We start from the raw sequence: 21,841 nt of genomic DNA, 5'->3' as shown, positions 1-21,841 counted from the left end.
GGGCCATCTTACCCCGGGGGCGGGGAGGTACGTTTGTCCCCTTCCCCCCCCTTACCCTGGGGCTTGGAGGTAGGGAGATGCGGAAGCTAGGTTGGTTTCTCTTGGGGCTTTTGGGCGTGGCGCTGGCCCAGGACGCCTTGGTCGGGGTCAAGGTGGCGGGGGGATGGGTGCGCTTTCCCGCAAGGCCGGACATGACCGCCGCCTTCCTCGCCCTGGAGAACCAGAGCGAGAAACCCTTCCGCCTAGTGGGGGTGAAAAGCGAGGTGGCCGAGCGGGTGGAGGTCCACGAGACCTTCCAGGAGATGAGGGACGGGAAAATGGTCATGGGCATGCGCCCCGTGGCCTCCTTGGAGGTGCCGCCGGGGGGGAGGCTGGAGCTTAGGCCCGGGGGGTACCACCTCATGCTCATAGGGCTTAAGCGCCCCCTCCAGGTGGGGGAAAAGGTTAAGCTGGTCCTGGTCTTCCAGGGCGGCCTTCGCCTGCCCGTGGACCTTCCCGTGGAGATGCGATGAGGCGTTGGGTCTTTCCCGCGGTTTTGGTCCTGGCCCTTCTGGGCCTCGGCTACCTCCTTAGGCCTAAGGGGCACGCCTTCTACGGCACCCGGCTTTTGAACCCGAAGCCGGTGGACTTCACCCTGGAGGGGCCTTCGGGGCCGGTGCGCCTTTCCGAGATGCCGGGCAAAGCGGTCCTCCTCTTCTTCGGCTTCACCCGCTGCCCCGATGTCTGCCCCACCACCCTCTTGGCCTTGAAGCGGGCCTACGAGCGGCTTACGCCTGAGGAGCGGGCGCGGGTCCAGGTGGTCTTCGTGAGCGTGGATCCCGAGCGGGACACCCCGGAGGATGCGGACCGCTACGCCAAGGCCTTCAACGAGGCTTTTATAGGCCTTTCGGGGAACCTGGAGGCGGTGCGGGAGGCGGCCCAGACCTTCGGGGTCTTCTACCAGAAGAGCCAGTACCGGGGCCCCCAGGACTACCTGGTGGACCACACCGCCACCACCTTCGTGGTCCAGGACGGGAAGCTCGTTCTCCTCTATAGCCCCGACAAGGTGGAGGCCACGGACAAGGTGGTGGCGGACCTGAGGGCGCTTCTTTAGCCCAGGGCCACGTCCAGGGCCATCATGGTGGCGAAGCCCGTCATGACCCCGAAGGTGGCGATGTCCCCGTTTCCCTCTGCCTGGCTTTCGGGGATCACCTCCTCCACCACCACGAAGACCATGGCTCCGGCGGCCAGGGCCATGAGGTAGGGGAGGAGGTCCATCATCTGGGCCACGAGGAGGGCCCCGAGCACCGCCCCTAAGGGCTCCACGATGGCGGAAAGCTGCCCGTAAAACCAGGCGAGGCCCGCCCCGATCCCCACCCGCCGCAGGGGCCAGGCGATGGCCAGGCCCTCGGGGAGGTTTTGCAGGCCGATGCCCAAGGCGAGGGCCATGGCCCCGCCTAAGGTGGCGGTCCCCGTGGGGTCCAGCCCCGCCGCCCCGAAGGCCACCCCCACGGCGAGCCCCTCGGGGAAGTTGTGCAGGGTGATGGCCAGGATGAGGAGGGTGGTGCGCCGCCAGAGGGTCTTGAGCCCCTCGGGGGCGTCCTTGGGGCCCAGGTGGACGTGGGGCAGGTAGCGGTCTAAAAGCCGGATGAGCCCCCCGCCCAGGAGGAACCCCACCACGGCGGGCAGGATGGGGTTTTTCCCTTGGCTTTCGGCCATCTCCATACCCGGCAGGAGCAGGGAGAAGACGCTGGCCGCCAGCATCACCCCGGCGGCGAAGCCCAGCATGCCGTCTAGGAGCTTCCGGCTCGGCTCCCGGGCAAAGAAGACGCTCGCCGCCCCTACCGCCGTGAGGCCCCAGGTGAAAAGACCTCCCAGGAGAGCGTAGAGGAGGTAGTCCATGTCCCCGATTTTAGGCATACCTAAATCCCGGGTCAACCCGCCCGTGGGGTATCCTGGAATCAGGTATGCTGGATAAGCTTGCCCGCTTAGAAGAGGAGTACCGGGAGCTAGAGGGGCTCCTCGCGGACCCCGAGGTCCTCAAGGACCCCAAGCGCTACCAAAGCCTCTCCCGGCGGTATGCGGAGATGGGGGAGGTGATCGGCTTCATCCGGGAGTACCGGAAGGTCCTGGAGGACCTCGAGGGCCTGGAGACCCTTTTGGAGGATCCCGAGCTCAAGGAGATGGCCAAGGCGGAGAAGGAGGCCCTCCTCGCCCGCAAGGAAGCCCTGGAGAAGGAGCTGGAGCGCCACCTCCTGCCCAAGGACCCCATGGACGAAAGGGACGCCATCGTGGAGATCCGGGCGGGCACCGGGGGGGAGGAGGCGGCCCTTTTCGCCCGGGATCTCTTGGAGATGTACCTCCGCTTCGCCGAGGAGATGGGCTTTGAGACCGAGATCCTGGACTCCCACCCCACGGACCTGGGGGGGTTCTCCAAGGTGGTCTTTGAGGTGCGGGGGCCCGGGGCTTACGGCACCTTCAAGTACGAGAGCGGGGTCCACCGGGTGCAGCGCATCCCCGTCACCGAGACCCAGGGGCGGATCCACACCTCCACCGCCACCGTGGCCGTCCTGCCCAAAGCGGAGGAGGAGGACTTCACCCTCAACATGGACGAGATCCGCATTGACGTGATGCGGGCCTCGGGGCCCGGGGGCCAGGGGGTGAACACCACGGACTCGGCGGTGCGGGTGGTCCACCTGCCCACGGGGATCATGGTCACCTGCCAGGACTCCCGCAGCCAGATCAAGAACCGGGAGAAGGCCCTCATGATCCTCCGTAGCCGCCTTTTGGAGATGAAGCGGGCCGAGGAGGCGGAAAAGCTTCGCCAGACCCGCCTCGCCCAGATCGGCACCGGGGAGCGCTCGGAGAAGATCCGCACCTACAACTTCCCCCAGTCCCGGGTCACGGACCACCGCATCGGCTTCACCCTCTACGACCTCGAGGGCGTCCTCTCCGGCAACCTAAAGCCCATCCTGGAAGCCCTGAAGCGGGCCGACCAGGAGCGGCAGCTGGCCGCCATGGCGGAGGAAGAGCTGAAAGCGTGATGCGCCGGGAGATCCTGGTGGTGGCGGCCATCCTCCTGGACGCCCGGGGCCGGGTCCTCCTGGTGGGCAACGACTGGGGCCGCCGGGGCCGGGTCCGCTACACCCTCCCCGGGGGCACGGTGGAGCCGGGGGAGACGGTGTTGGAGGCCCTGAGGCGGGAGGTGCGGGAGGAGACGGGCCTTCGGATCAAGGCGGTGGAGCACCTGGCCTACGTTCTCCAGGTGGAAGACCGCCGCAAGAACGAGCGCACCCTGGCCCTGGCCTTCCGGGCCAGCTACGAGGGGCTTTTAAACCCAAGGGACCCCGACGGCCACATCGTGGAGGCCCGTTTTTTTACCCCGGAGGAGGTGGCCCAAAGGCTTTCCGAGCACCGCCCCCTTAAAGAGCCCCTTCTGGACTACCTCTCCGGGGAACGGGGCCGGTTTTACGCCTACTGGGGTTGGCGGGAGGAGGGGATTCGGATCTAAAGGGCCCGGGGCGGGGTAAGGGGTGGGCGCTTAGGGGCCCAGTTTTCGCCGAAGGTAGGCGCTAAGCTCCTCCAGGGCCTTGCGCAGGCTTGCCACCTCTTCCTTTAGGGCCTCGAGGGGGTCTTGGGCTTCCTTGGTCCCGGCAAGGGCCTTGTAGAGGAGGGTGGCGTTGCCGCACCGGGGACAGGAGATCCCTTGGGTGGGGGTGGCGGGGGCGTAGAAGAGGCGGGTATGGCACCGGGGGCAAAGGAGGTACTTGGCCCCGTAGGCCGTGCCCCGGCGGACCTCCTGGGCAAGTTCTATGGCCTCCTCCCGGGGAAAGCCCAAGAAGTAGTCCTCCCCCACCTGGATAAGGCCCAGGCGCTTCTCCGTGCCCTTAAGCTCGCCCCCGCTCCCCTTGGGCTCCTCCCAAGAGAGGCCGTTCCAGCGGAAGTGGCGGAGGTGTTTCTCCCCCTTCTGGTCCACGATCTCCACGATGAGCTGAAGGCGGGGGTCCTTGGGGTAGTAGTAAAGGCGCACCGCCTGGACCCCTTCCAGCCCCTTCCGGCGGGGAAGGGTGTAGGCCAGGGGGCCTTCCCCCTTGAAGGGGTAGCCCACCAGGCGCTCCAGGTCGTAGAGGGTGAGGCCGGGGCGGGTCTCGTCCCCGAAGAGGAGCCTTTCCACATAGCGGAAGGCGGCCTCTAAGCCTTGGTCCATGGAACCATGGTACTCCGGGTAAGGATATCCTTTGGAATATGGCGCTTCTCTTTTCGCCTTTAGAGCTTCGGGGGGTGCGGCTTAGGAACCGCCTGGCCATGTCCCCCATGTGCCAGTACTCGGCCACCGAGAAGGGGGAGGTCACGGACTGGCACCTCCTCCACTACCCCACCCGGGCCCTGGGCGGGGTGGGGCTCGTTTTGGTGGAGGCCACGGCGGTCCTCCCCGAGGGCAGGATCAGCCCCTTTGACCTCGGGATCTGGTCGGAAGACCACCTCCCGGGCCTTAAGGAGCTGGCCCGGCGCATAGGGGAGGCGGGGGCGGTGCCGGGGATCCAGCTCGCCCACGCCGGGCGCAAGGCGGGGGTGGCGAGGCCCTGGGAAGGGGGAAGACCCTTGGGCTTTAGGGTGGTGGGGCCAAGCCCCATCCCCTTCGCCGAGGGCTACCCCGTTCCCGAGCCTTTGGACGAGGGAGGGATGGCGCGGGTCCTCGAGGCCTTCGTGGAAGGGGCCCAAAGGGCCCTTAGGGCGGGCTTTCGGGTCATTGAGCTCCACATGGCCCACGGCTACCTCCTCTCCTCCTTCCTCTCGCCCCTATCCAACCGGCGGGCGGACGCCTACGGGGGAAGCCGGGAAAACCGCATGCGCTTTCCCCTGGAGGTGGCCCGGGCGGTGCGGGAGGCCATTCCCGAAGAGGTGCCCCTTTTCGTCCGGGTCTCGGCCACGGACTGGGCGGAAGGGGGGTGGGGCCTCGAGGACACCCTGGCCTTCGCCGAAAGGCTCAAGGCCCTGGGGGTGGACCTTCTGGATCTCTCCAGCGGGGGCGTGGTGCCCGGGGTGAAGGTCCCCGTGGCCCCGGGCTTCCAGGTGCCCTTCGCCGACGCCGTGCGCAAGCGGGTGGGCCTGCCCACGGGGGCGGTGGGCCTCCTCACCACCCCGGAGCAGGCGGAAACCGTCCTCCAGGCGGGAAGCGCCGACCTGGTGCTTTTGGGCCGGGTCCTCCTCCGCGACCCCTACTTCCCCTTGCGGGCGGCCAAGGCCTTGGGCCTAAAGCCCCCGGTGCCCCCCCAGTACGAGCGGGGGTTTTGAGGGGTAGACTCTTCCCATGCGGGCCATACGGGTGCACGAGACCGGCGGGCCGGAGGTTTTGCGGCTTGAGGAGCTTCCCATCCCGGAGCCAGGGCCCGGGGAGGTCCTGGTGCGGCTTCTTGCCATCGGGGTGAACTTCATTGACACCTACAAGCGGAAGGGCCTCTACCCCGTGCCCACCCCCTTCATCCTGGGGGAGGAAGGGGCCGGGGTGGTGGAGAAGGTGGGGGAGGGCGTGGTGGGGGTGAAGCCCGGGGACCGGGTGGCCTTCGCCAACGTCCAGGGCTCCTACGCCGAGTACCAGGTGGTGCCGGCGGAAAGGCTCGTCCCCGTCCCCGAGGGGCTGGACCCGAAGCTCGCCGCCGCGGCCCTCCTCCAGGGGATGACCGCCCACTACCTCCTCAAGAGCACCTACCCCGTGGCCCCGGGGGACCAGGTCCTGGTGCACGCCGGGGCGGGGGGGGTGGGGCAGCTCCTCGTCCAGTGGGCCAAGCGGCTTGGGGCCACGGTCTACGCCACCGCCAGCACCGAGGAGAAGCGCGGGCTCTGCCTCCAGGCGGGGGCCGACTACGCCCTTTCCTACGAGGGCTTCGCCCAGGCGGTGAAGGCCCTCTCAGGGGGCGGGGTGGACGTGGTCTACGACGGGGTGGGGAAGGACACCTTCTTGGGGAGCCTCGAGGCCTTGCGCCCCCGGGGGATGCTGGTCCTCTTCGGCCAGTCCTCGGGGCCGGTGCCGCCCCAGGACCCCCAGATCCTAAACCGCATGGGAAGCCTCTTCCTCACCCGCCCCACCCTCCACCACCACACGGCAAGCCGCAAGGAGCTCCTCTGGCGGGCGGGGGAGGTCTTCCGGGGGGTGTTGGAGGGGTGGCTTAAGGTGCGCATCGGGGCCGAGTTCCCCTTGGAGAAGGCCCGGGAGGCCCACGAGGCCCTGGAGGGGCGCAAGACCGTGGGGAAGGTCCTCCTAATCCCCTAGGAAGCGCTTTTTCCAGGCCCTTAGCCCCTCTTCCGGCAGGTAGGCCCCCCGCACGGTGCAGGCCAGGGCGGAAAGGGCCACCGCCCCTTGAAGGGCCCCTTCCAGGTCCTTGAGGGAAAGCTCCTTCAGGTTCTCCCGCCCGTACCCCCCTTGGAGGAGGAGGGCGAGAAGCCCGGCGGTGAAGGCATCCCCCGCCCCCACGGTGTCCACCACCTTTACCCTTTCTCCAGGGAGGCGCACCGCCTCCTCCCCCAGGAAGGCCACCGCCCCTTCCGCCCCCAGGGTGAGGACCTTGAGGGGGAGGGGAAGGCGCTTAACCCCTTCCCAGGGGTCTTCCGGGAAGAGGAGCCTGGCGTCCTCCAGGGAAAGCTTCAGGAGGTGGGCACGGGCCAGGTAGCCCTCTATGCGGCGCCGCTCCGCCTCCGTGGGGGGGTGGCGCAGGTTGGGGTCGTAGGAGACCAAAGCGCCTTCCTCCAGGGCCTTTTGGAGGAGGGTTTCCACCCCTTCCGCCGTGCGGGCCTCGAGGGCGAAGAGGGAGCCGAAGTGGAAGGCCTGGATCCCCTTGAGGAGGCCCTTTTCGGGGCGGAAGGGCTCTTGGAAGGGGCGGTGGAAGCTATAGCGGGGGTTTCCCGCCTCGTCCGGGCGCACCAGGGCGAGGGGCATGGGGGCCCTATGGCGCTGGAGCCAGGCTTTTAGGCCCCTTCGGGCCATCTCCTCCTCGCTCCAGGCGGAGACCCAGTCGTCCCCCACCTCCGAGAGGAAGCGGGCGGGGAAGCCTAAGCGGGCCAGGGTGGTGGCGGTGTTCAGGACCGAGCCCCCGAGGACCCCGGTGAAGCGCAAGGGGGCCTCCTCCTCCAGGACCAGGTCCACCAGGACCTCGCCGGTTAGGGCCAGCATGGGTCCATTATGGGGGAAAAAGGACACACTCTTGGGGGAAAGGGGTGGTATAATCCGGCCTGCAAACCGGGCAACCCTGCGCGAACGCGCCTTGCGTCCTAGGTTCCTTTCCCGCCCGAGGGAGGTGGCAGATGCTCGGAGGATATGCCCACAGGATCGCCCGTATCAACCTCAGCACCGGCCAGGTGGAGTACTTTGCCCCCGACCCCAAGGACCTGGAGATGTACGTGGGGGGGCGGGGCCTCGGGGTGAAGTACGTGTTTGAGAACGGCCCCCAGGTGGACCCCTTTAGCCCCGACAACCTCCTCGCCATCATGAACGGGCCCCTTTCCGGCACCCGGGCCAAGATGTCGGGGAGGCTCGCCGTGGTCACCAAAAGCCCCCTCACGGGCACCGTCACCGACAGCCACATGGGGGGCTGGACCGCGGCCAAGCTCAAGTGGGCGGGGTTTGACGGCCTCCTCATCAAAGGGGCCTCGGAAAAGCCCGTCTACCTCCTGGTGAAGGACGGGGAGGTCACCATCCACGATGCCTCGGACCTTTGGGGCAAGACCACCCACGAGACTTGCCGCATCCTCCGGGAGCGGCACGGGGAGGGGGCGGACGTGATGGCCATCGGCCCCGCCGGGGAGAACCTGGTCCGCTTCGCCAACTGGATCAACAACGACGAGCGGGCGGCGGGCCGCGGGGGCACCGGGGCGGTGGCGGGGAGCAAGAAGCTCAAGGCCATCGTGGTGGTGGGCACCCACGACAAGATGCCCCAGCCCAAGGACCCCGAGCTCTGGAAGGAGGCGGACCGCCTGGCCTCCGCCACCATCAACGACCCCAAGAACGTCACCGCTCCCAAGAAGGGCGGGCTTTCCCTCTACGGCACCAACGTTCTCATGAACATCACCAACGTCATGGGGGCCCTGCCCACCTACAACGCCCAGCACACCTGCATTGAGGGGGCGGAGAAGATCTCCGGGGAGTACATCCGGGAACACCGCCTCATCAAGGACAACACCTGCCACGCCTGCCCCGTGGCCTGCAAGAAGATGGTGGAGGTCCACATCAACGGCAAGACCATCCGCTTTGAGTCCTACGAGTACGAGTCCGCCTGGGCCCTGGGGGCCCACGCCGGCCACACGGACACCGACTGGACCGGCTACGCCATCTACCTCTGCAACGCCTACGGCATGGACACCATTGAGGCGGGGAACGCCATCGCCGTGCTCATGGAGGCCACGGAGAAGGGCTACTACCAGGGGGAGGACGGGATCCGCTTCGGGGACAAGGAGGGGGAGATCCGAGTCCTCGAGGCCATCGCCTACCGCAAGGGGGTGGGGGACATGCTGGCGGAGGGCCCGGCCCGCTTCGCCAAGGCCATCGGCCACCCCGAGATCGCCCTGGAGGTGAAGGGCCAGTCCATCCCCGCTTACGATCCCCGGGGCCTCAAGGGGATGGGCATCGCCTACGCCACCTCCAACCGCGGGGCCTGCCACCTTAGGGCCTACACCCCGGCTTCCGAGGTCCTGGGCGTGCCCTACAAGACCGACCCCCTGGCCTGGGAGGGCAAGGGCAAGCTCACCAAGCTCTTCCAGGACCTCTCCGCCTTCACCGACTCTTTGGACCTCTGCAAGTTCAGCCAGTTCGCCGAGGGCCCCGAGGAGTACGCCAAGCAGCTCGCCGCCTACTGGGGCCGGCCCGTGACCCCGGAGGAGATCCTGAGGATCGGGGAGCGCATCTACAACCTGGAGCGCTACTACAACAACCTGGCGGGCTGGGCCGAGGGCTCGGACTACCTGCCCAAGCGCTTCCTGGAGGAGCCCTCCGACTGCGCCGGTTCCAAGGGGCAGCGCACCGAGCTGGACCTGATGCTGGAGGAATACTACCGGGAGCGGGGCTGGGAGAAGGGCGTGGTGCCCCCTGCCAAGCTCCAGGAGCTCGGCATCCTTTCCCAGGCGGCGGACGACTAGCCTTCCCCAGGGAGGCCCCGGCCTTTGGGCCGGGGCTTTCCCTTAGACTCAGGGGGTATGCCCAAGGTCAACCTTTACGCCACCTTCCGGGACCTCACGGGGAAAAGCCAGCTGGAGGTGCCCGGCGCTACCGTGGGGGAGGTCTTGGAAAACCTGGTCCGGGCCTACCCCAGGCTTAAGGAGGAGCTCTTTGAGGGGGAGGGTTTGGCGGAGCGGGTCTCCGTCTTCCTCGAGGGCCGGGACGTGCGCTACCTCCAGGGCCTCTCCACCCCCCTTTCCCCTGAGGCCACCCTGGACCTCTTCCCCCCGGTGGCCGGTGGGGCTTTGGGCCGGACCTTCGGGGCCTTTCCCCCTTGGCTCCTTGAGCGCTACCTGGAGGAGTGGGGCGGGGTCAAGGAGGGGGAAGGGGTTTACCGCCTTCCCGGGGCCCGGGTGCGCTTTCGGGAGGTGGAGCCCCTGAAGGTGGGAAGCCTCTCCATCCCCCAGCTCCTCGTGGAGGTGGAGGTGGAGGGGGAGGCGGGGGAGGCCTGGTTTGAGCGCATCGCCCTCGCCGCAAGCCGCGGCGGGGGCTAGAGGAGGAGCCTCCCCTCCAGGAAGGCCCGGCTCCGCTCGTCCTTGGGGTTTTGGAAGAAGGTCTCCGCCGGGGCTTCCTCCACCACCCGGCCCATGTAGAGGAAGAGGACCCGCCGGGCGAGCCTTTTGGCCTGGAAGAGGTCGTGGGTGGCCAGGACCACCCCCCGCCCCTCCCGGGCCGCTTCCAGGAGGAGGGCCTCCACCTTGGCGGTGTGGGTGGGATCCAGGCTGGCGGTGGGCTCGTCCAGGAGGAGAACCTCGGGCTCCACCAGGAGGGTCCGGGCCAGGGCCAGGCGCACCACCTCCCCCCCGGAGAGGAGGTGGGCCTTTTGGCGGGCCTTGGCCTCGAGGCCCACCCGCTTAAGAAGGGCCTCGGCCCGCCTAAGGGCCTCCCCTTTGGGCACCCCCCGCAGGCGGAGGCCGAAGGCGGCGTTTTCCAGGACGCTCCGCCGGAGGACGGGGGGTGTCTGGGGCAGGTAGGCGCGGAAACCCCCTTCCACCCGGCCCTCTTCCGGGGTGAGGAGGCCCGCAAGCAGGCGGAGGAGGGTGGTCTTGCCGCTTCCCGAGGGGCCTAAAACCGCCAGGACCTCCCCCGGGAAGACCTCGAGGCGCCCCACCTCCAGGCGGAAGTCCCCGAGCCGATGCCGAAGCCCTTGGGCCTGCAGGACCGGCCTCATTCCCGCTCCAAGACCAAAAGAAGCCCGGTGACCAGGAAGGCCACTCCCAGGAGGACCATCCCCAGGGCCAAGGCCGCCTCCACCTCCCCTTTGCGGGTCTCCACCACGATGGCCGTGGTGAGGACCCGGGTGTGGTGGCGGATGTCCCCGCCCACCAAGGTGGCGGCCCCCACCTCGCTGATGGCCCCGCCAAAGCCCGCGGCCAAGGCGGCGGCCAGGGTGCGGCGGCTTTCCCAGAAGAGGGTGGGGAGGACCTGGGCCTCCTTGCCCCCCAGGCTTCTCACCAGAAGCCGCACCTCCTCCACCCGCCCCCGCGCCCCCGAGAGGACGAAGGCGGCGATGAGGGGGAAGGCCAGGACCGCCTCCGCCAGCACCATGGCGTAGGGGGTGTAGAGGAGGCCGAGGCCCCCTAAGGGCCCGGAGCGGGAAAGGAGCAAGTAAAGGAAAAGCCCCACCACCACCGAGGGGAGGGCCATGCCCGCGTAGAGGAGGGCCCGGCCCAAGAGGCCGCCCCCCTTTAGGGCCAGCCAAAGCCCCAAGGGCACGGCGGGTAGGGCGGCGAGCAGGGTGGCCGCGCCCGCCACCAGGAGGCTTCTTAGGGTGATCTCCAAAAGCTCAGCGGTCTCCACCCACGGGGAGGATACACCGGCCCCTTAGGGGCTGGAAGAGGCTTTGCCCCTCCACCTTAAGGGCCGCCACCAAGCGGGCCGCCTCCTCCGAGGCCAGGAAGGCCCTGAGCCTTCGGGCCTCCTCGAGGCGGGGGCTTTGGGGGACCAGGTAGTAGCTGTACTGGTTGAGGACCAAGGGGTCTTCCCGGTCGTACAGGGGGAAAAGCCCCCGCTTCCTTCCCACGGTGAGGAAGGTGGCCAGGTCCGTGAGGGTGTAGGCCCCTTTCTCCGCCGCCAGGACCAGGGTCTGGCCCATCCCCGCCCCGGACTCCAGGTACCAAGGGGGGGCGGGCTTAATCCCCGCCTTCTCCCAAAGGGAAAGCTCCTTCAGATGGGTTCCCGAGCGGTCCCCCCGGGAGACGAAGGGGGCCTGGGTTTGGGCGATCCGGCGGAAGGCCTCCAGGATGTCCCGGGCCTCCTGCACCCGGGCGGGGTCTTCCTTGGGGCCTGCCAGGAGGAAGCGGTTTTGGGCCAGGCAGTAGCCTTCGGCCAGGGTGCCCTGTTTCAGGGCTTGGGCCTCGAGGTCCGGGGCGTGGACTAAGACGGCGTCCACGTCGCCCCGGGCCGCCAGCGTCAGGGCCTGCCCCGTGCCCACCGCCAGGACCTCCACGGAAATCCCCGTAGCCCGCTGGAAGGGGGGAAGGAGCCGGTCCAAAAGCCCGGAATCGTAGACGCTGGTGGTGGTGGCCAGACGCAGGGCCTGGGCGAAAAGAAGGAAGGGGAGGAGAAACCCTAAGGGGCGCATACCCTAAGCTTAATGAGGTGGAAGCCTTAGGGGAAGCCCTTCGGCTTTGGCGGGAGGGGCGCTACTTTGAGGTGCACGAGGTCTTGGAGGAGGCCTGGCTTGAGGCCCAAGGGGAGGAAAAGCGTTTCCTCCAGGGCCTTATCCTCCTGGCCGCTGCCCTTCACCAAAGGACCCTGGGGAAAAGCGGCCTGCGCAACCTTAAAAAGGCGGAGGCGCGGCTTCTTGGGCTTCCCAACCCCTATAGGGGCGTGGACTGGGAGGTGCTTCTCCTCGAGGCCCGGCGTAAACTTGGAGCGTGAGCGCTTTCGTGTACGCTTTTCGCGGGGAGTTCGTGGAGAACCGCCACCGCCTCTCCCTGGCCCTATGGGGCCGGGAAGGTCTTTTGGCCTACGGGGGTGACCCTGCCCTTTGGGCCTACCTCCGCTCCTCGGCCAAGCCCTTCCAGGCCCTGGCCCTTTTCCTCACGGGGGCGGTGGCGCGCTTCGGCCTTTCCGAGGAGGAGGTGGCCCTGGCCACGGCGAGCCACGACGGCACCGAGGCCCATGTGGCCGTGGCCGCCCGCTTTTTGGAAAAGCTTGGTCTGGGCCCGGAGCACCTGGCCTGTGGGGTCCACCCGCCCTTTTCCAAGGAAGCCCGGAAGGCCCTGGAACAGGCGGGCCTTAGCCCCACCCCCCTCCACCACAACTGCTCGGGGAAGCACGCCGGGATGCTGGCGGCCGCCTTGGCCCTGGGGGCCCCCACCGAGGGGTACGAGCGGCCCGACCATCCCGTCCAGCTTCTCAACCGCAAGACCCTAACCGACCTCTCCGGAACCGAGCCCCGCCTGGCCACGGACGGGTGCAGCGTCCCCACCTTCGCCCTCCCCCTGGCCCGGGCGGCCCGGGCCTTTTACCTCCTGGCTTCCCCGGAGGAAGCCCCTTCCCCCTACCAGGAGCCTCTCTTCCGGGTGCGGGAGGCCATGCGCCGCCACCCCCAGTTGGTGGCGGGGCCTGGGAGCCTGGACACCCTCCTCATGGAGCGCCTGCCCGTGGTGGCCAAGCGGGGGGCGGACGGGTACTACGGCCTGGCCCTCCTGGAAAGCCCCAAGGGGCCTTTGGGGGTGGCCCTCAAGGTGGAGGACGGGGCCACCCAGGCCCGGGAGGTGGCGGTGGTGGCCCTCCTCAGGGCCCTGGGCCTGGACCCCGGCCCCACCCCCTGGGACCGGCCGGAGCTTCGCAACTACCGGGGGCTTCGGGTGGGGCACCTGGAGGCCCATCTGGAACTCACCTGGCTTTGAAGGCGCTTGACACGAGGGGGCTGGGTGGTAAAATGCCCATGGAAAAGCTTCCATAGGAGGTTTAGGTATGAGGCGCAGGGAGTTTCTGAAGAAAGCAGGGGTGGGCCTGGCCGCCAGCTTGGTGCTGGGCCCCAGCGTGGTCCGGGCCCAGGCCGGCCCCGTCATCCGGGTGGCGGGAGACTCCACCGCCGTGGGGGAGGGCGGCCGCTGGATGAAGGAGATGGTGGAGGCCTGGGGCAAGAAGACGGGTACCCGGGTGGAGTACATTGACTCCCCCGCCGACACCAACGACCGCCTGGCCCTTTACCAGCAGTACTGGGCCGCCCGAAGCCCCGATGTGGACGTCTACATGATTGACGTCATCTGGCCGGGGATCGTGGCCCCCCACGCCGCCGACCTCAAGCAGTACTTCAGCGAGGACGAGCTCAAGGAGTTCTTCCCCCGGATCCTTCAAAACAACACCATCCGCGGCAAGCTCACCTCCATCCCCTTCTTCACCGACGCCGGCATCCTCTACTACCGGCGGGACCTTTTGCAAAAGTACGGCTACCAGAACCCGCCCAGGACCTGGTCCGAGCTGGAGCAGATGGCCCAGAAGGTGATGGAGGGGGAGCGCCGGGCGGGTAACCGGGACTTCTGGGGCTTCGTCTTCCAGGGCAAGGCCTACGAGGGCCTAACCTGCGACGCTTTGGAGTGGGTCTATTCCCACAAGGGCGGCCGCTTCGTGGAGCCGGATGGCCGGATCAGCGTGAACAATGGCAACGCCGCCCTAGCCCTGAACCGCGCCCGCCGCTGGGTGGGCACCATCGCCCCCCAGGGGGTGACCAGCTACGCCGAGGAGGAGGCGAGGAACGTCTGGCAGCAGGGCAACGCCCTCTTCATGCGCAACTGGCCCTACGCCTACGCCCTGGGCCAGGTGGAGAGAAGCCCCATCCGCGGCAAGTTTGGCGTGACCCTTTTGCCCAAGGCTTCCGCCGACGCCCCCAACGCCGCCACCCTGGGCGGCTGGCAGCTCATGGTCTCCGCCTACAGCCGCTACCCCAGGGAGGCCGCGGATCTGGTGAGGTACCTGGCCTCCTACGAGGTGCAGAAGGACAACGCCGTCCGCCTCTCCCGCCTGCCCACCCGGCCCGCCCTCTACACCGACCGGGACGTCCTGGCCAAAAACCCCTGGTTCAAAGACCTCCTCCCCGTCTTCCAGAACGCCGTCTCCCGTCCCTCCGATGTGGCCGGAAGCCGGTACAACCAGGTCTCCGAGGCCATCTGGACCGAGGTGCATAGCGTCCTCACCGGGCAGAAGAAGGGCGAGCAGGCGGTGCGGGACCTCGAGGCCCGCCTCCGCCGCATCCTGCGCTAGCCTCAAGCGCTTCCCGGGGGGGCCCAAGCCTCCCCGGGGTACCCTAAGGCCATGCTCACCCTGAGACAGGTTCGCCTCGCCTGGATCCTGGTCCTTCCCACCCTTTTGGTGGTCGCCCTGGTGGCGGGCTACCCCTTGGCCCAGGTCTTCTACTGGTCCTTCTTCAAGGCGGATATCGCCTTCGTGGAGCCCCCGGAGTTCGTGGGGTTGGAAAACTACCTCTTCCTCTTCCAAGACCCCGATTTCCGCCAGGCCTTGTGGAACACCCTCACGTTCACCGTGGTCTCCGTGAGCCTGGAGACCCTTTTGGGCCTGGCCATCGCCCTCATCATCCATTCCAACTTCCGGGGCCGGGGTCTGGTGCGCACCGCCATCCTCATCCCCTGGGCCATCCCCACGGTGGTCTCCGCCAAGATGTGGCAGTGGATGCTCCACGACGTCTACGGGGTCATCAACGTCCTGGGGGTGAAGCTGGGGCTTTTCGCCCATAAGATCGCTTTCCTGGCGCGCCCTGAGCTCCTCTTGCCCTCCATTATCGCCGTGGACGTGTGGAAGACCACCCCCTTTATGGCCCTCCTCCTCCTGGCAGGCCTCCAGCTCATCCCCGAGGAGCTTTACGAGGCGGCGAGCATTGACGGGGCCTCGAGGTGGCAGCAGTTCTGGAGCATCACCCTGCCCCTCCTCACCCCCGCCTTGGTGGTGGCCCTCATCTTCCGCACCCTGGACGCCCTCCGGGTCTTTGACGTGATCTTCGTCATGAGCGGGGTCAACCCCGCCACCCGTACCCTGGCCGTCTACAACCGCCAGACCCTCATTGACTTCCAAGACCTGGGCTACGGCTCAGCCATCAGCGTGGCCATTCTGGTCCTCATCTTCGTCTTCGTGGTCTTCTACATGCGCACCCTGGGAAGGGAGGCCTTGCGATGAGGAGGTTTTGGCGCTTCTTAAACCGGTTTTTCTTCTACCTCCTCGTGGTCTTCGTGGTGGTTTACAGCGTTTTTCCCTTTTACTGGGCGGTCATCTCCAGCTTCAAGCCTTCCAACGCCCTCTTTTCCCCTGATCCCAGTTTTCTTCCCGTGCCTTTCACCCTGGAGCACTACGAGAACGTTTTCCTCCGGGCCAACTTCGGCCGCAACCTCCTGAACTCCCTCCTCGTGGCTGGGGGGGCCACCTTGCTTTCCCTGGTCCTTGGGGTCTTGGCCGCTTATGCTCTGGGGCGGCTTCCCTTTCCCCCCAAAAACGCCGTGCTCTACATCGTCTTGGCCATGACCATGTTCCCCCAGATCGCCGTCTTGGGAGGGCTTTTCATGCTCCTTAGGCAGACGGGGCTTTTCAACACCCACCTGGGCCTCATCCTCACCTATCTCCTCTTCACCCTGCCCTTCACCGTCTGGGTCTTGGTGGGCTACTTTAAGGGGCTTCCTAGGGAGCTGGAGGAGGCGGCCTACGTGGACGGGGCCACGCCCCTCCAGACCCTTCTTAAGGTGATGCTCCCCCTCACGGGCCCAGGCCTCGTCACCACGGGGCTTCTCGCCTTCATCGCCGCCTGGAACGAGTACCTCTTCGCCCTCACCTTCACCGTGGGGGACTCGGTGAAGACCGTCCCCCCGGCCATCGCCAGCTTTGGCGGGGCCACCCCCTTTGAGATCCCCTGGGGCTCCATCATGGCGGCCAGCGTGGTGGTCACGGTGCCCCTGGTGGTCTTGGTCCTCGTCTTCCAGCAAAGGATCGTCGCCGGCCTCACCGCGGGGGCGGTGAAGGGCTAAGCCGGGCGGGTTCAGGCGAGGGCCTTGTGGAGGAGGGCGGTGGCTTCCTCGAGGACCCTTTCCAGGTGCTCCTCCCCGAGGAAGCTTTCCGCGTAGACCTTGGCGATGTCCTCGGTGCCGCTTGGCCTTAGGGCGATCCAGGTGTTTTTCGCCACCACCTTGACCCCGCCCAAAGGCTCCCCGTTCCCGGGGGCGCGGGTGAGGACCTGGAGGACGGGCTCCCCCGCCAGGGTCTTGGGCAGGTCCTCGGGGGTGAGCTGGGCCAGGCGGGCCTTGGCCTCCGGGGGGATGGGCAGGTCCTTGCGGGCGTAGTGGGGGCGGCCCAAGGCATCCGCCAGGGCCTCGTAGAGGGCGTCTGGGGCCTGGCCCCGCTTGGCCAGGATCTCGGCGGCGAGGAGGCCCAGGAGGATCCCGTCCTTGTCGGTGGTAAAGGGCCTCCCGTCCAAGCGGAGGAAGCTTGCCCCGGCGCTTTCCTCCCCGCCAAAGCCAAGCCAACCCTCCAAAAGCCCCTCCACGAAGTACTTGAAGCCCACCGGGGTCTCGTAGACCTCCCGCCCTAAGGCCTGGGCCACCCGGTCCAGGAGGGCGCTGGTCACGGCGGTCTTCCCCACCTTGGCCTTGGGCCAGGCGCGGGTGGTGAAGAGGTGGTGGACGCAGGCGGCCAGGTAGTGGTTGGGGTTCATGAGGCCCCTTGGGGTCACGATCCCGTGGCGGTCGGCGTCGGGGTCGTTGCCGATGGCCAGGTCAAAGCGGTCCTTGAGGGCGAGGAGGCCCGCCATGGCGTAGGGGCTGGAGCAGTCCATGCGGACCTTGCCGTCGTGGTCTTTGGGCATGAAGCGGAAGGTGGGGTCTAAGGTGGGGTTCACCACCTCGAGGTGGAGGCGGTAGGCCTCCGCCAGGCGCTCCCACACCCTAAGGCTTGCTCCCCCCAAGGGGTCTACCCCGAGCTTCAGGCCGCTTTCCCGGATGGCCTCGAGGTCCACGGCCTCCCGCACCCTTTCCACGTAAAGCCCGGCGTAGTCAAAAGGCCTGGCCCGCCTCAGCGCTTCCTTTAGGGGAAGGCGCTTCACCCCTTTTAGGCCCTCTTCCAAGAGGGCGTTGGCCCGGGCCTCTATGGCCTTGGTGATGGCGGTGGGGGCGGGGCCCCCGGTGGGGGGGTTGTACTTGAACCCCCCGTCCTCGGGGGGGTTGTGGCTTGGGGTGAGGAGGACCCCGTCCGCCTTGGCAGCGTGCCGGGCGTTGTGCTCCAGGATGGCCAGGGAGACGAGGGGGGTGGGGGTGTAGTCCCCGTCCGCCTCCACCCGGACTTCTATCCCGTTGGCGGCGAAGACGGAAAGAGCCGTGGCCCAGGCGGGGGTGGAGAGGGCGTGGGTGTCCTTGGCCAGGAAAAGGGGCCCGGTGGCCCCGAAGCCTGCCCTAAGGTCGGCGATGGCCTGGGCGATGGCCAGGACGTGGGCCTCGGTGAAGGTGCCTTTGAGGCTGCTTCCCCGGTGGCCGCTCGTGCCGAAGGCCACCCGCCTTAAGGGGTCCTTGGGGTCCGGGGTCTCCTCGTAGTAAAGGGTTAGGAGTTTGGGGATATCCATGTCCCCATCTTAAAAGGGGGCCCCTAAGGGGCCCCCTTACGGCGGGGGAAGGGGCCTTAAGGGTTTTGGGGGGTCTCCTGGGCGGGCTCCTGGCTGGGCGCTTCCTTGGGGGTGAGCTCGGCCAGGACTTGGTTCAGGCGGTTTTCTATCTGGGCCTTGCTGCGGAGTTCCTGGATTAGGGCTTGGGCCTTTTCCTGGCGTTTGCGGAAGAGGATCCCGGAACGGGCCTCCTCGGCCACCTGGGCGAAGGGCTTGAGTTCCTCCGCCTTGCGGTTTTTGATGAGGAGCACCGTGTAGGTGCCGTCCTCCTGCTGGATGACCTCGCTCACTTCGCCCAAGGGGCCTTTGGGGAAGGTTGCGGTGATCTTGAAGACCAGCCGGTCCAGGACCGAGGGGAGCTGGTTGGGGTGCACGGTGCCGTAGTTGTTCACCGTGCCTTCGTGGGCCTTGGCCAGGGCCTCGAGGTCCTCCGCCCGCAAGGCCGCCTCCCGGAAGGCCTTGGCCTCGGCCTCCTCCTTAAAGTTCACCCCAATGACCTCGGCGCTTGCCGGGTCGGTGAAGAGGGCGGGGTTTTCGGCGTAGAACCGCCGGGCCTCCTCCTCCGTGGCCTCCACGTCCTGGGTCATGTAGCGCAGGTAGGCCTGGGCGATCTCCTCCTTGGAGCCGATGAAGGGTTTCCCACTCGCCTGCGCCGCCTCCACCAGCAGTTCCCGGTCTATGAGGCTTTCCAGGGTCTGGGGGAGGAAGAACTGAACCGCCAGCTCCCCAAGCCCTTGTTGGAGGAGGGCCGCGGTCTGCTGATTGGAGAAAACAGGGCTTAGGACCTGGGTGAGGAGGATTTCCTTGCCATTTACCGTGGCCACCACGGGGTTTTTGTAGGTGTAGGGGTTGTCCTCGGCGAAGCGCACCTGGGCCTTCTTGCGGAGTTCTTCCAGGTAGGCCTCGAGGACCCCGTTCCCCTTGGCCCTTTGGGCGTCCTGCTCCACCCGGTCCTTCACCTCCTCAAAGGTGGGCACCTGGGCGGGGAGGTAGGCTTCCACCTGGACCAGGTAATACCGCCCGCCCGCCGCTATGGGCCCCACCAGGCCCGGTCCCTTCAGGGCGAAGACCGCCTGGGCCACCTCCTCGGGGAAGACCACCTGGGTCACGGGCTTGGGCTCGCTCTCCCCGGGGCTTGCTCCCAAGGCCCCGCCCTGCTCGGCCCCCACCTTGGAGTGCTCCCTGGCCAGGGCGGCGAAGTCCTCCCCGGCCCGGGCCCGCTTGGCCAGCTCCTCGGCCAGGGCCTTATCGTCCACCACGATCTGGCGGGCCCGCACCCGGGGCTCGGTCTTGTAGTCGTCCCGGTGGACCTCAAAGTAGAACCGCACCTCCTCCGGGGTGGGTTTGGCGCCCGAGCGGATCTGTTCCAGCCGCTTTTGAATCTGAAGCTGGGTTTTGATCTCCGCCCGAAGCTGGGCGTCGGTGTAGCCCACTTGGTTGAGGAACTGCTCGTAGGCCTGCTTGTCCCGGAGTCCGAACTGGTCCCGGATTCTTTCCACCTCCCGCCGCACCTCGGCGCTGGAGACCCGCACCCGGGCGGCGTCCTGCTTCAGGGCCTCGGTGAGGATCACCTGCTCCAGGAAGTAGGTGTCCACCAAGGTCTTTAGAAGGCCTTGCGGGTTTGCGGCGTAGAGGGGATCGTTCCCCTGGAGCCTCAGGAGGTCTAGCTCGTAAAGGGCCTTCCCGTTCACCCAGAGGACGGGTTTGCCCCGGGCCTGCTGCCCCGCTTGGGGGGTGAAGAGGAGGATGGCCCCCACGGCGAAGGCCAGCGCCAATAGGCCGAAAAGGATGGTGATGACACGCTTGCTGATCCCGAACACTTGACCGCCTCCTCGTTCCGTGCTACGATTTAGTCCGCTGAGTGCGCCCGTAGCTCAGCTGGATAGAGCGTCGGCCTCCGGAGCCGAAGGTCAGAGGTTCGAGTCCTCTCGGGCGCGCCAGATTTTTTTTGGCCCCGAAAAGCCCTAAGCACGGAGGGATTTTAGCACACTCCCCGTGAGAAGCAGGTTTAGGATGGAGGGGTGCTGCCCCTTCTTCTCGCCTGGCTCCACACGGTCAACGACCTCTTCTCCAACTTCCTCACGCCCCTCCTGCCCAAGCTCATGGCCCATTTCGGGGTGGGCCTGGGCACGGCGGGGCTTCTGGTTTCCGTCTACTCCCTCACGGGAAGCCTTCTCCAGCCCTTCGCCGGCCTTATCGCCGACCGAACCGACCGCAGGCTCCTCGCCGCCTTGGGGCCGGTGCTGGTGGCCTTGGGTATGGGGTCTTTGGGGCTTTGGCCCCGGTTTGAGTACCTCCTCGGGGTCTTGGCCCTGGCGGGCTTGGGCTCGGCCCTCTTCCACGCCTCGGGGGCGAGCCTGGTGGGGGAGGCGGCTCCCCCGGCCCGGCGGGGGTTCTGGCTTTCCTTCTTCGGCTCAGCGGGGTACCTGGGGCTCTCCCTGGGGCCCATCGTGGCCCTCTTCGCCGCGGGGGCCTGGGGGCTTAGGGGCTTGGTCTGGCTGACTCCTTTGGCCTTGGTTCCCGCTTTCCTCCTCCTCCGCTACCCGCCCGTGCGCAAGGTGGGAAGGCCCGCAGGGTTCAAGGATTTTCTTAGGGTCTTCCGGGGGGATATCGCCCGGCTGTGGGGCATGGCCACCCTTAGGAGCCTGGTCTTCATGAGCTTTTCCACCACCCTGCCCTACTGGTACGCCCAGAAGGGTCTTCCCGACGCCTACACCGCCTTAAGCCTTTCCGTCTATAGCCTTTCCGCCACCCTGGGCACGTTCCTGGGAGGAACCCTCTCGGACCACCTGGGGCGCAAGCGCGTCCTGGTGGGCACCCTAAGCCTCGGGCTTCCCCTTTACCTGAGCCTTCTCCTCTTTCCCCCGGAGCACCCCTTCTACCTGGTGCTTTTGGCGATCACGGGAGCTTTGATGAACGCCGGCATTCCCGTGGCCGTGGCCTTGGCCCAGGAGCTGGAGCCTGGGCAGACCGCCACGGTCTCGGGGCTTCTCATGGGCTTCACCTGGGGCTTCGCTGGCCTCTTTTACGCCCCCATTGGCCATTTCATTGAGCTTTTCGGGGTGATGCCGGTGCTTCTGGGCCTGGGGATCTTGATCCTTCCCGCCTGGGGGCTCGCCCGGGCGGTGCGGGCGGGGGCCTTGGGGACGGGTTAAGATGGGCTCATGCGGATCCTTCTGGCCACGGACGGCTCCCCCCAGGCCCGGGGGGCCGAGGCATTGGCGGAGTGGCTTTGCTATAAGCTCTCCGCCAAGCTTTCCGTTCTCTTCGTCAAGGACCAGCGGCTTATCCGCGCCCCCGAGCTTCTGGACCTCGGGGCCTTGACCCTTCCCATCCCCACCTACCGGGAGGCTTTGGACCAGGCCCTGACGCTTAAGGGGGAAGCGGTGTTGGAACGGGTGCGGAAGGGTGCCGAGGAGGTGGGGATCCCCGTGGAGGTGCACCTGGAGTCTGGCCTTCCCCACCAGGTCATCCTGGAGCACGCCCGGGCCGCTGATCTCCTGGTGATGGGGCGGAGCGGCGAGGCCCACGGGGGAGAGTTCACCGGGCTTGGGAGCACCGTGGACCGGGTGCTCCGGGCCTCCCCGGTGCCCGTTTTGGTGGCCCCCCTGGAGGAGGTGGTGTTGGAGGGGGCGCTTCTCGGCTACAACGCCTCGGAGAGCGCCGTCCGGGCCCTCCATACCCTGGCTTCCTTGGCCAAGCCCTTGGGGCTTCCCGTCCGGGTGGTGAGCGTGCACGAGGACCCGGTCCAAGCCTCGGCCTGGGCCCTCGAGGCCAAGGCCTACCTCGAGGACCAGGGGATCCGGGCCGAGGCCTTGGCCTTTTCCGGTGATCCCGCCGAGCATCTCCTCTCCCTCCAGGCGCCCACGGACCTTTTGGCTCTCGGGGCGCCCGTGCGCCGCTTGGTCCTCGGAAGCACCGCCGAGCACGTGCTCCGCCATGCGGTGGGGCCGGTTTTGAGCGTCCGCTAGTATAATAAACCCCTAACCCCCCTTTCGGATATTCACCCGCATATCCATTGACACGCCAATAAAGAAGGGGGCTTGGGTAAA

General features: G+C 67.4%; 23 protein-coding genes and 1 tRNA gene. 16 read left to right on the top strand and 8 right to left on the bottom strand.

From position 1 onward, the window contains the following. Positions 1–77 precede the first annotated feature (77 nt). Together IEX93_RS08575 and IEX93_RS08570 are read left to right on the top strand one after the other, a co-directional pair. On the top strand, positions 78–512 hold the full coding sequence (locus IEX93_RS08575; protein WP_188847796.1) for a copper chaperone PCu(A)C: 435 nt from the start codon (positions 78–80) through the stop codon (positions 510–512). Then, entirely contained in the window at positions 509–1,093 is a 585-nt protein-coding gene (locus IEX93_RS08570) for an SCO family protein (RefSeq protein ID WP_188847795.1), read from the top strand. The genes IEX93_RS08575 and IEX93_RS08570 overlap by 4 nt, the downstream gene beginning before the upstream one ends. On the opposite strand, the gene IEX93_RS08565 is transcribed toward IEX93_RS08570, so the two are convergent. After that, positions 1,090–1,881, bottom strand: coding sequence for a ZIP family metal transporter (locus IEX93_RS08565; protein WP_188847794.1), 792 nt, complete (start codon positions 1,879–1,881; stop codon positions 1,090–1,092). The genes IEX93_RS08570 and IEX93_RS08565 overlap by 4 nt on opposite strands. Positions 1,882–1,946: 65 nt before the next feature. On the opposite strand from IEX93_RS08565, the gene prfA reads away from it, so the two are divergent. Continuing rightward, on the top strand, positions 1,947–3,023 hold the full coding sequence (gene prfA, locus IEX93_RS08560; RefSeq protein WP_188847793.1) for a peptide chain release factor 1: 1,077 nt from the start codon (positions 1,947–1,949) through the stop codon (positions 3,021–3,023). Further along, entirely contained in the window at positions 3,023–3,490 is a 468-nt protein-coding gene (locus IEX93_RS08555; protein WP_188847792.1) for an NUDIX hydrolase, read from the top strand. The genes prfA and IEX93_RS08555 overlap by 1 nt, the downstream gene beginning before the upstream one ends. 30 nt (positions 3,491–3,520) lie before the next feature. Here IEX93_RS08555 and IEX93_RS08550 read toward each other — a convergent pair whose 3' ends face one another. Next, entirely contained in the window at positions 3,521–4,186 is a 666-nt protein-coding gene (locus tag IEX93_RS08550; protein ID WP_188847791.1) for a hypothetical protein, read from the bottom strand. A 38-nt stretch (positions 4,187–4,224) separates the two neighbouring features. Here IEX93_RS08550 and IEX93_RS08545 point away from each other — a divergent pair, with 38 nt between their 5' ends. Both IEX93_RS08545 and IEX93_RS08540 read left to right on the top strand, forming a co-directional pair. Next, on the top strand, positions 4,225–5,274 hold the full coding sequence (locus IEX93_RS08545) for an NADH:flavin oxidoreductase/NADH oxidase (RefSeq protein ID WP_188847790.1): 1,050 nt from the start codon (positions 4,225–4,227) through the stop codon (positions 5,272–5,274). Positions 5,275–5,290: 16 nt separating this feature from the next. Continuing rightward, complete coding sequence (locus IEX93_RS08540; protein WP_188847789.1) at positions 5,291–6,250, top strand: quinone oxidoreductase family protein; 960 nt, start codon at positions 5,291–5,293, stop codon at positions 6,248–6,250. Here the strand turns inward: IEX93_RS08540 and IEX93_RS08535 are convergent. Then, positions 6,239–7,147: a carbohydrate kinase family protein gene (locus tag IEX93_RS08535; protein WP_188847788.1), complete on the bottom strand. Its 909-nt coding sequence runs from the start codon at positions 7,145–7,147 to the stop codon at positions 6,239–6,241. The genes IEX93_RS08540 and IEX93_RS08535 overlap by 12 nt on opposite strands. A gap of 131 nt (positions 7,148–7,278) precedes the next feature. On the opposite strand from IEX93_RS08535, the gene IEX93_RS08530 reads away from it, so the two are divergent. After that, complete coding sequence (locus tag IEX93_RS08530; protein WP_188847787.1) at positions 7,279–9,105, top strand: aldehyde ferredoxin oxidoreductase family protein; 1,827 nt, start codon at positions 7,279–7,281, stop codon at positions 9,103–9,105. A gap of 57 nt (positions 9,106–9,162) precedes the next feature. Further along, positions 9,163–9,678: a ubiquitin-like small modifier protein 1 gene (locus IEX93_RS08525; RefSeq protein ID WP_188847786.1), complete on the top strand. Its 516-nt coding sequence runs from the start codon at positions 9,163–9,165 to the stop codon at positions 9,676–9,678. On the opposite strand, the gene IEX93_RS08520 is transcribed toward IEX93_RS08525, so the two are convergent. From IEX93_RS08520 to IEX93_RS08510, 3 genes are read right to left on the bottom strand one after another with little or no spacing between them, the layout of a single operon-like run. Beyond that, complete coding sequence (locus IEX93_RS08520) at positions 9,675–10,355, bottom strand: ATP-binding cassette domain-containing protein (RefSeq protein ID WP_188847785.1); 681 nt, start codon at positions 10,353–10,355, stop codon at positions 9,675–9,677. The genes IEX93_RS08525 and IEX93_RS08520 overlap by 4 nt on opposite strands. Next, positions 10,352–10,984, bottom strand: coding sequence for an ABC transporter permease (locus tag IEX93_RS08515; protein WP_188847784.1), 633 nt, complete (start codon positions 10,982–10,984; stop codon positions 10,352–10,354). The genes IEX93_RS08520 and IEX93_RS08515 overlap by 4 nt, the downstream gene beginning before the upstream one ends. Further along, the gene (locus IEX93_RS08510) at positions 10,971–11,768 is read right to left on the bottom strand and encodes an ABC transporter substrate-binding protein (protein WP_188847783.1); all 798 of its coding nucleotides are present in this window, start codon (positions 11,766–11,768) and stop codon (positions 10,971–10,973) included. Before IEX93_RS08510 ends, IEX93_RS08515 begins: the two co-directional genes overlap by 14 nt. A 17-nt stretch (positions 11,769–11,785) precedes the next feature. Between IEX93_RS08510 and IEX93_RS08505 the strand changes: the two genes are divergently transcribed. The 5 genes from IEX93_RS08505 (at position 11,786) to IEX93_RS08485 (ending at position 16,167) form a co-directional block, all read left to right on the top strand. After that, positions 11,786–12,067 (top strand): DUF309 domain-containing protein, encoded by a 282-nt coding sequence (locus IEX93_RS08505; protein ID WP_188847782.1) that lies wholly within the window; start codon positions 11,786–11,788, stop codon positions 12,065–12,067. Then, entirely contained in the window at positions 12,064–13,044 is a 981-nt protein-coding gene (locus tag IEX93_RS08500; protein ID WP_188847781.1) for an asparaginase, read from the top strand. The genes IEX93_RS08505 and IEX93_RS08500 overlap by 4 nt, the downstream gene beginning before the upstream one ends. Before the next feature lie 67 nt (positions 13,045–13,111). Further along, positions 13,112–14,401 (top strand): ABC transporter substrate-binding protein, encoded by a 1,290-nt coding sequence (locus IEX93_RS08495; protein WP_188847780.1) that lies wholly within the window; start codon positions 13,112–13,114, stop codon positions 14,399–14,401. A gap of 51 nt (positions 14,402–14,452) precedes the next feature. Continuing rightward, positions 14,453–15,328, top strand: a complete 876-nt coding sequence (locus IEX93_RS08490; RefSeq protein ID WP_188847779.1) for a carbohydrate ABC transporter permease — start codon at positions 14,453–14,455, stop codon at positions 15,326–15,328. After that, positions 15,325–16,167, top strand: a complete 843-nt coding sequence (locus IEX93_RS08485; RefSeq protein WP_188847778.1) for a carbohydrate ABC transporter permease — start codon at positions 15,325–15,327, stop codon at positions 16,165–16,167. Before IEX93_RS08490 ends, IEX93_RS08485 begins: the two co-directional genes overlap by 4 nt. A gap of 11 nt (positions 16,168–16,178) precedes the next feature. On the opposite strand, the gene IEX93_RS08480 is transcribed toward IEX93_RS08485, so the two are convergent. Both IEX93_RS08480 and IEX93_RS08475 read right to left on the bottom strand, forming a co-directional pair. Beyond that, a complete protein-coding gene (locus IEX93_RS08480; protein ID WP_188847777.1) occupies positions 16,179–17,750 on the bottom strand; it encodes a phosphoglucomutase in 1,572 nt (523 codons plus the stop codon). A gap of 56 nt (positions 17,751–17,806) precedes the next feature. Next, on the bottom strand, positions 17,807–19,609 hold the full coding sequence (locus IEX93_RS08475; protein ID WP_188847776.1) for a peptidylprolyl isomerase: 1,803 nt from the start codon (positions 19,607–19,609) through the stop codon (positions 17,807–17,809). A gap of 43 nt (positions 19,610–19,652) precedes the next feature. Here IEX93_RS08475 and IEX93_RS08470 point away from each other — a divergent pair. The 3 genes from IEX93_RS08470 (at position 19,653) to IEX93_RS08460 (ending at position 21,760) form a co-directional block, all read left to right on the top strand. Further along, positions 19,653–19,729 (top strand) — tRNA-Arg (locus IEX93_RS08470). Between the two features lie 81 nt (positions 19,730–19,810). After that, positions 19,811–20,944: an MFS transporter gene (locus tag IEX93_RS08465; RefSeq protein WP_188847775.1), complete on the top strand. Its 1,134-nt coding sequence runs from the start codon at positions 19,811–19,813 to the stop codon at positions 20,942–20,944. A 9-nt stretch (positions 20,945–20,953) separates the two neighbouring features. After that, entirely contained in the window at positions 20,954–21,760 is an 807-nt protein-coding gene (locus IEX93_RS08460; RefSeq protein ID WP_188847774.1) for a universal stress protein, read from the top strand. Positions 21,761–21,841 lie beyond the last annotated feature (81 nt).

This window comes from Thermus composti, from assembly GCF_014647535.1.
In the GTDB taxonomy this organism is placed as follows: Bacteria; Deinococcota; Deinococci; order Deinococcales; family Thermaceae; genus Thermus; species Thermus composti.
The sequence above is the reverse complement of the archived record's forward strand: the minus strand, read 5'-3'. Positions and strand labels throughout refer to the sequence as shown.

What these genes read in the sequence shown, in the direction of transcription:
- IEX93_RS08575 (WP_188847796.1), top strand. Translation starts at nt 78, where the DNA reads ATGCGGAAGCTAGGTTGGTTTCTCTTGGGGCTTTTGGGCGTGGCGCTG.
- IEX93_RS08570 (WP_188847795.1), top strand. Translation starts at nt 509, where the DNA reads ATGAGGCGTTGGGTCTTTCCCGCGGTTTTGGTCCTGGCCCTTCTGGGC.
- IEX93_RS08565 (WP_188847794.1), bottom strand. Translation starts at nt 1,881, where the DNA reads ATGGACTACCTCCTCTACGCTCTCCTGGGAGGTCTTTTCACCTGGGGC.
- prfA (WP_188847793.1), top strand. Translation starts at nt 1,947, where the DNA reads ATGCTGGATAAGCTTGCCCGCTTAGAAGAGGAGTACCGGGAGCTAGAG.
- IEX93_RS08555 (WP_188847792.1), top strand. Translation starts at nt 3,023, where the DNA reads ATGCGCCGGGAGATCCTGGTGGTGGCGGCCATCCTCCTGGACGCCCGG.
- IEX93_RS08550 (WP_188847791.1), bottom strand. Translation starts at nt 4,186, where the DNA reads ATGGACCAAGGCTTAGAGGCCGCCTTCCGCTATGTGGAAAGGCTCCTC.
- IEX93_RS08545 (WP_188847790.1), top strand. Translation starts at nt 4,225, where the DNA reads ATGGCGCTTCTCTTTTCGCCTTTAGAGCTTCGGGGGGTGCGGCTTAGG.
- IEX93_RS08540 (WP_188847789.1), top strand. Translation starts at nt 5,291, where the DNA reads ATGCGGGCCATACGGGTGCACGAGACCGGCGGGCCGGAGGTTTTGCGG.
- IEX93_RS08535 (WP_188847788.1), bottom strand. Translation starts at nt 7,147, where the DNA reads ATGCTGGCCCTAACCGGCGAGGTCCTGGTGGACCTGGTCCTGGAGGAG.
- IEX93_RS08530 (WP_188847787.1), top strand. Translation starts at nt 7,279, where the DNA reads ATGCTCGGAGGATATGCCCACAGGATCGCCCGTATCAACCTCAGCACC.
- IEX93_RS08525 (WP_188847786.1), top strand. Translation starts at nt 9,163, where the DNA reads ATGCCCAAGGTCAACCTTTACGCCACCTTCCGGGACCTCACGGGGAAA.
- IEX93_RS08520 (WP_188847785.1), bottom strand. Translation starts at nt 10,355, where the DNA reads ATGAGGCCGGTCCTGCAGGCCCAAGGGCTTCGGCATCGGCTCGGGGAC.
- IEX93_RS08510 (WP_188847783.1), bottom strand. Translation starts at nt 11,768, where the DNA reads ATGCGCCCCTTAGGGTTTCTCCTCCCCTTCCTTCTTTTCGCCCAGGCC.
- IEX93_RS08495 (WP_188847780.1), top strand. Translation starts at nt 13,112, where the DNA reads ATGAGGCGCAGGGAGTTTCTGAAGAAAGCAGGGGTGGGCCTGGCCGCC.
- IEX93_RS08490 (WP_188847779.1), top strand. Translation starts at nt 14,453, where the DNA reads ATGCTCACCCTGAGACAGGTTCGCCTCGCCTGGATCCTGGTCCTTCCC.
- IEX93_RS08485 (WP_188847778.1), top strand. Translation starts at nt 15,325, where the DNA reads ATGAGGAGGTTTTGGCGCTTCTTAAACCGGTTTTTCTTCTACCTCCTC.
- IEX93_RS08480 (WP_188847777.1), bottom strand. Translation starts at nt 17,750, where the DNA reads ATGGATATCCCCAAACTCCTAACCCTTTACTACGAGGAGACCCCGGAC.
- IEX93_RS08460 (WP_188847774.1), top strand. Translation starts at nt 20,954, where the DNA reads ATGCGGATCCTTCTGGCCACGGACGGCTCCCCCCAGGCCCGGGGGGCC.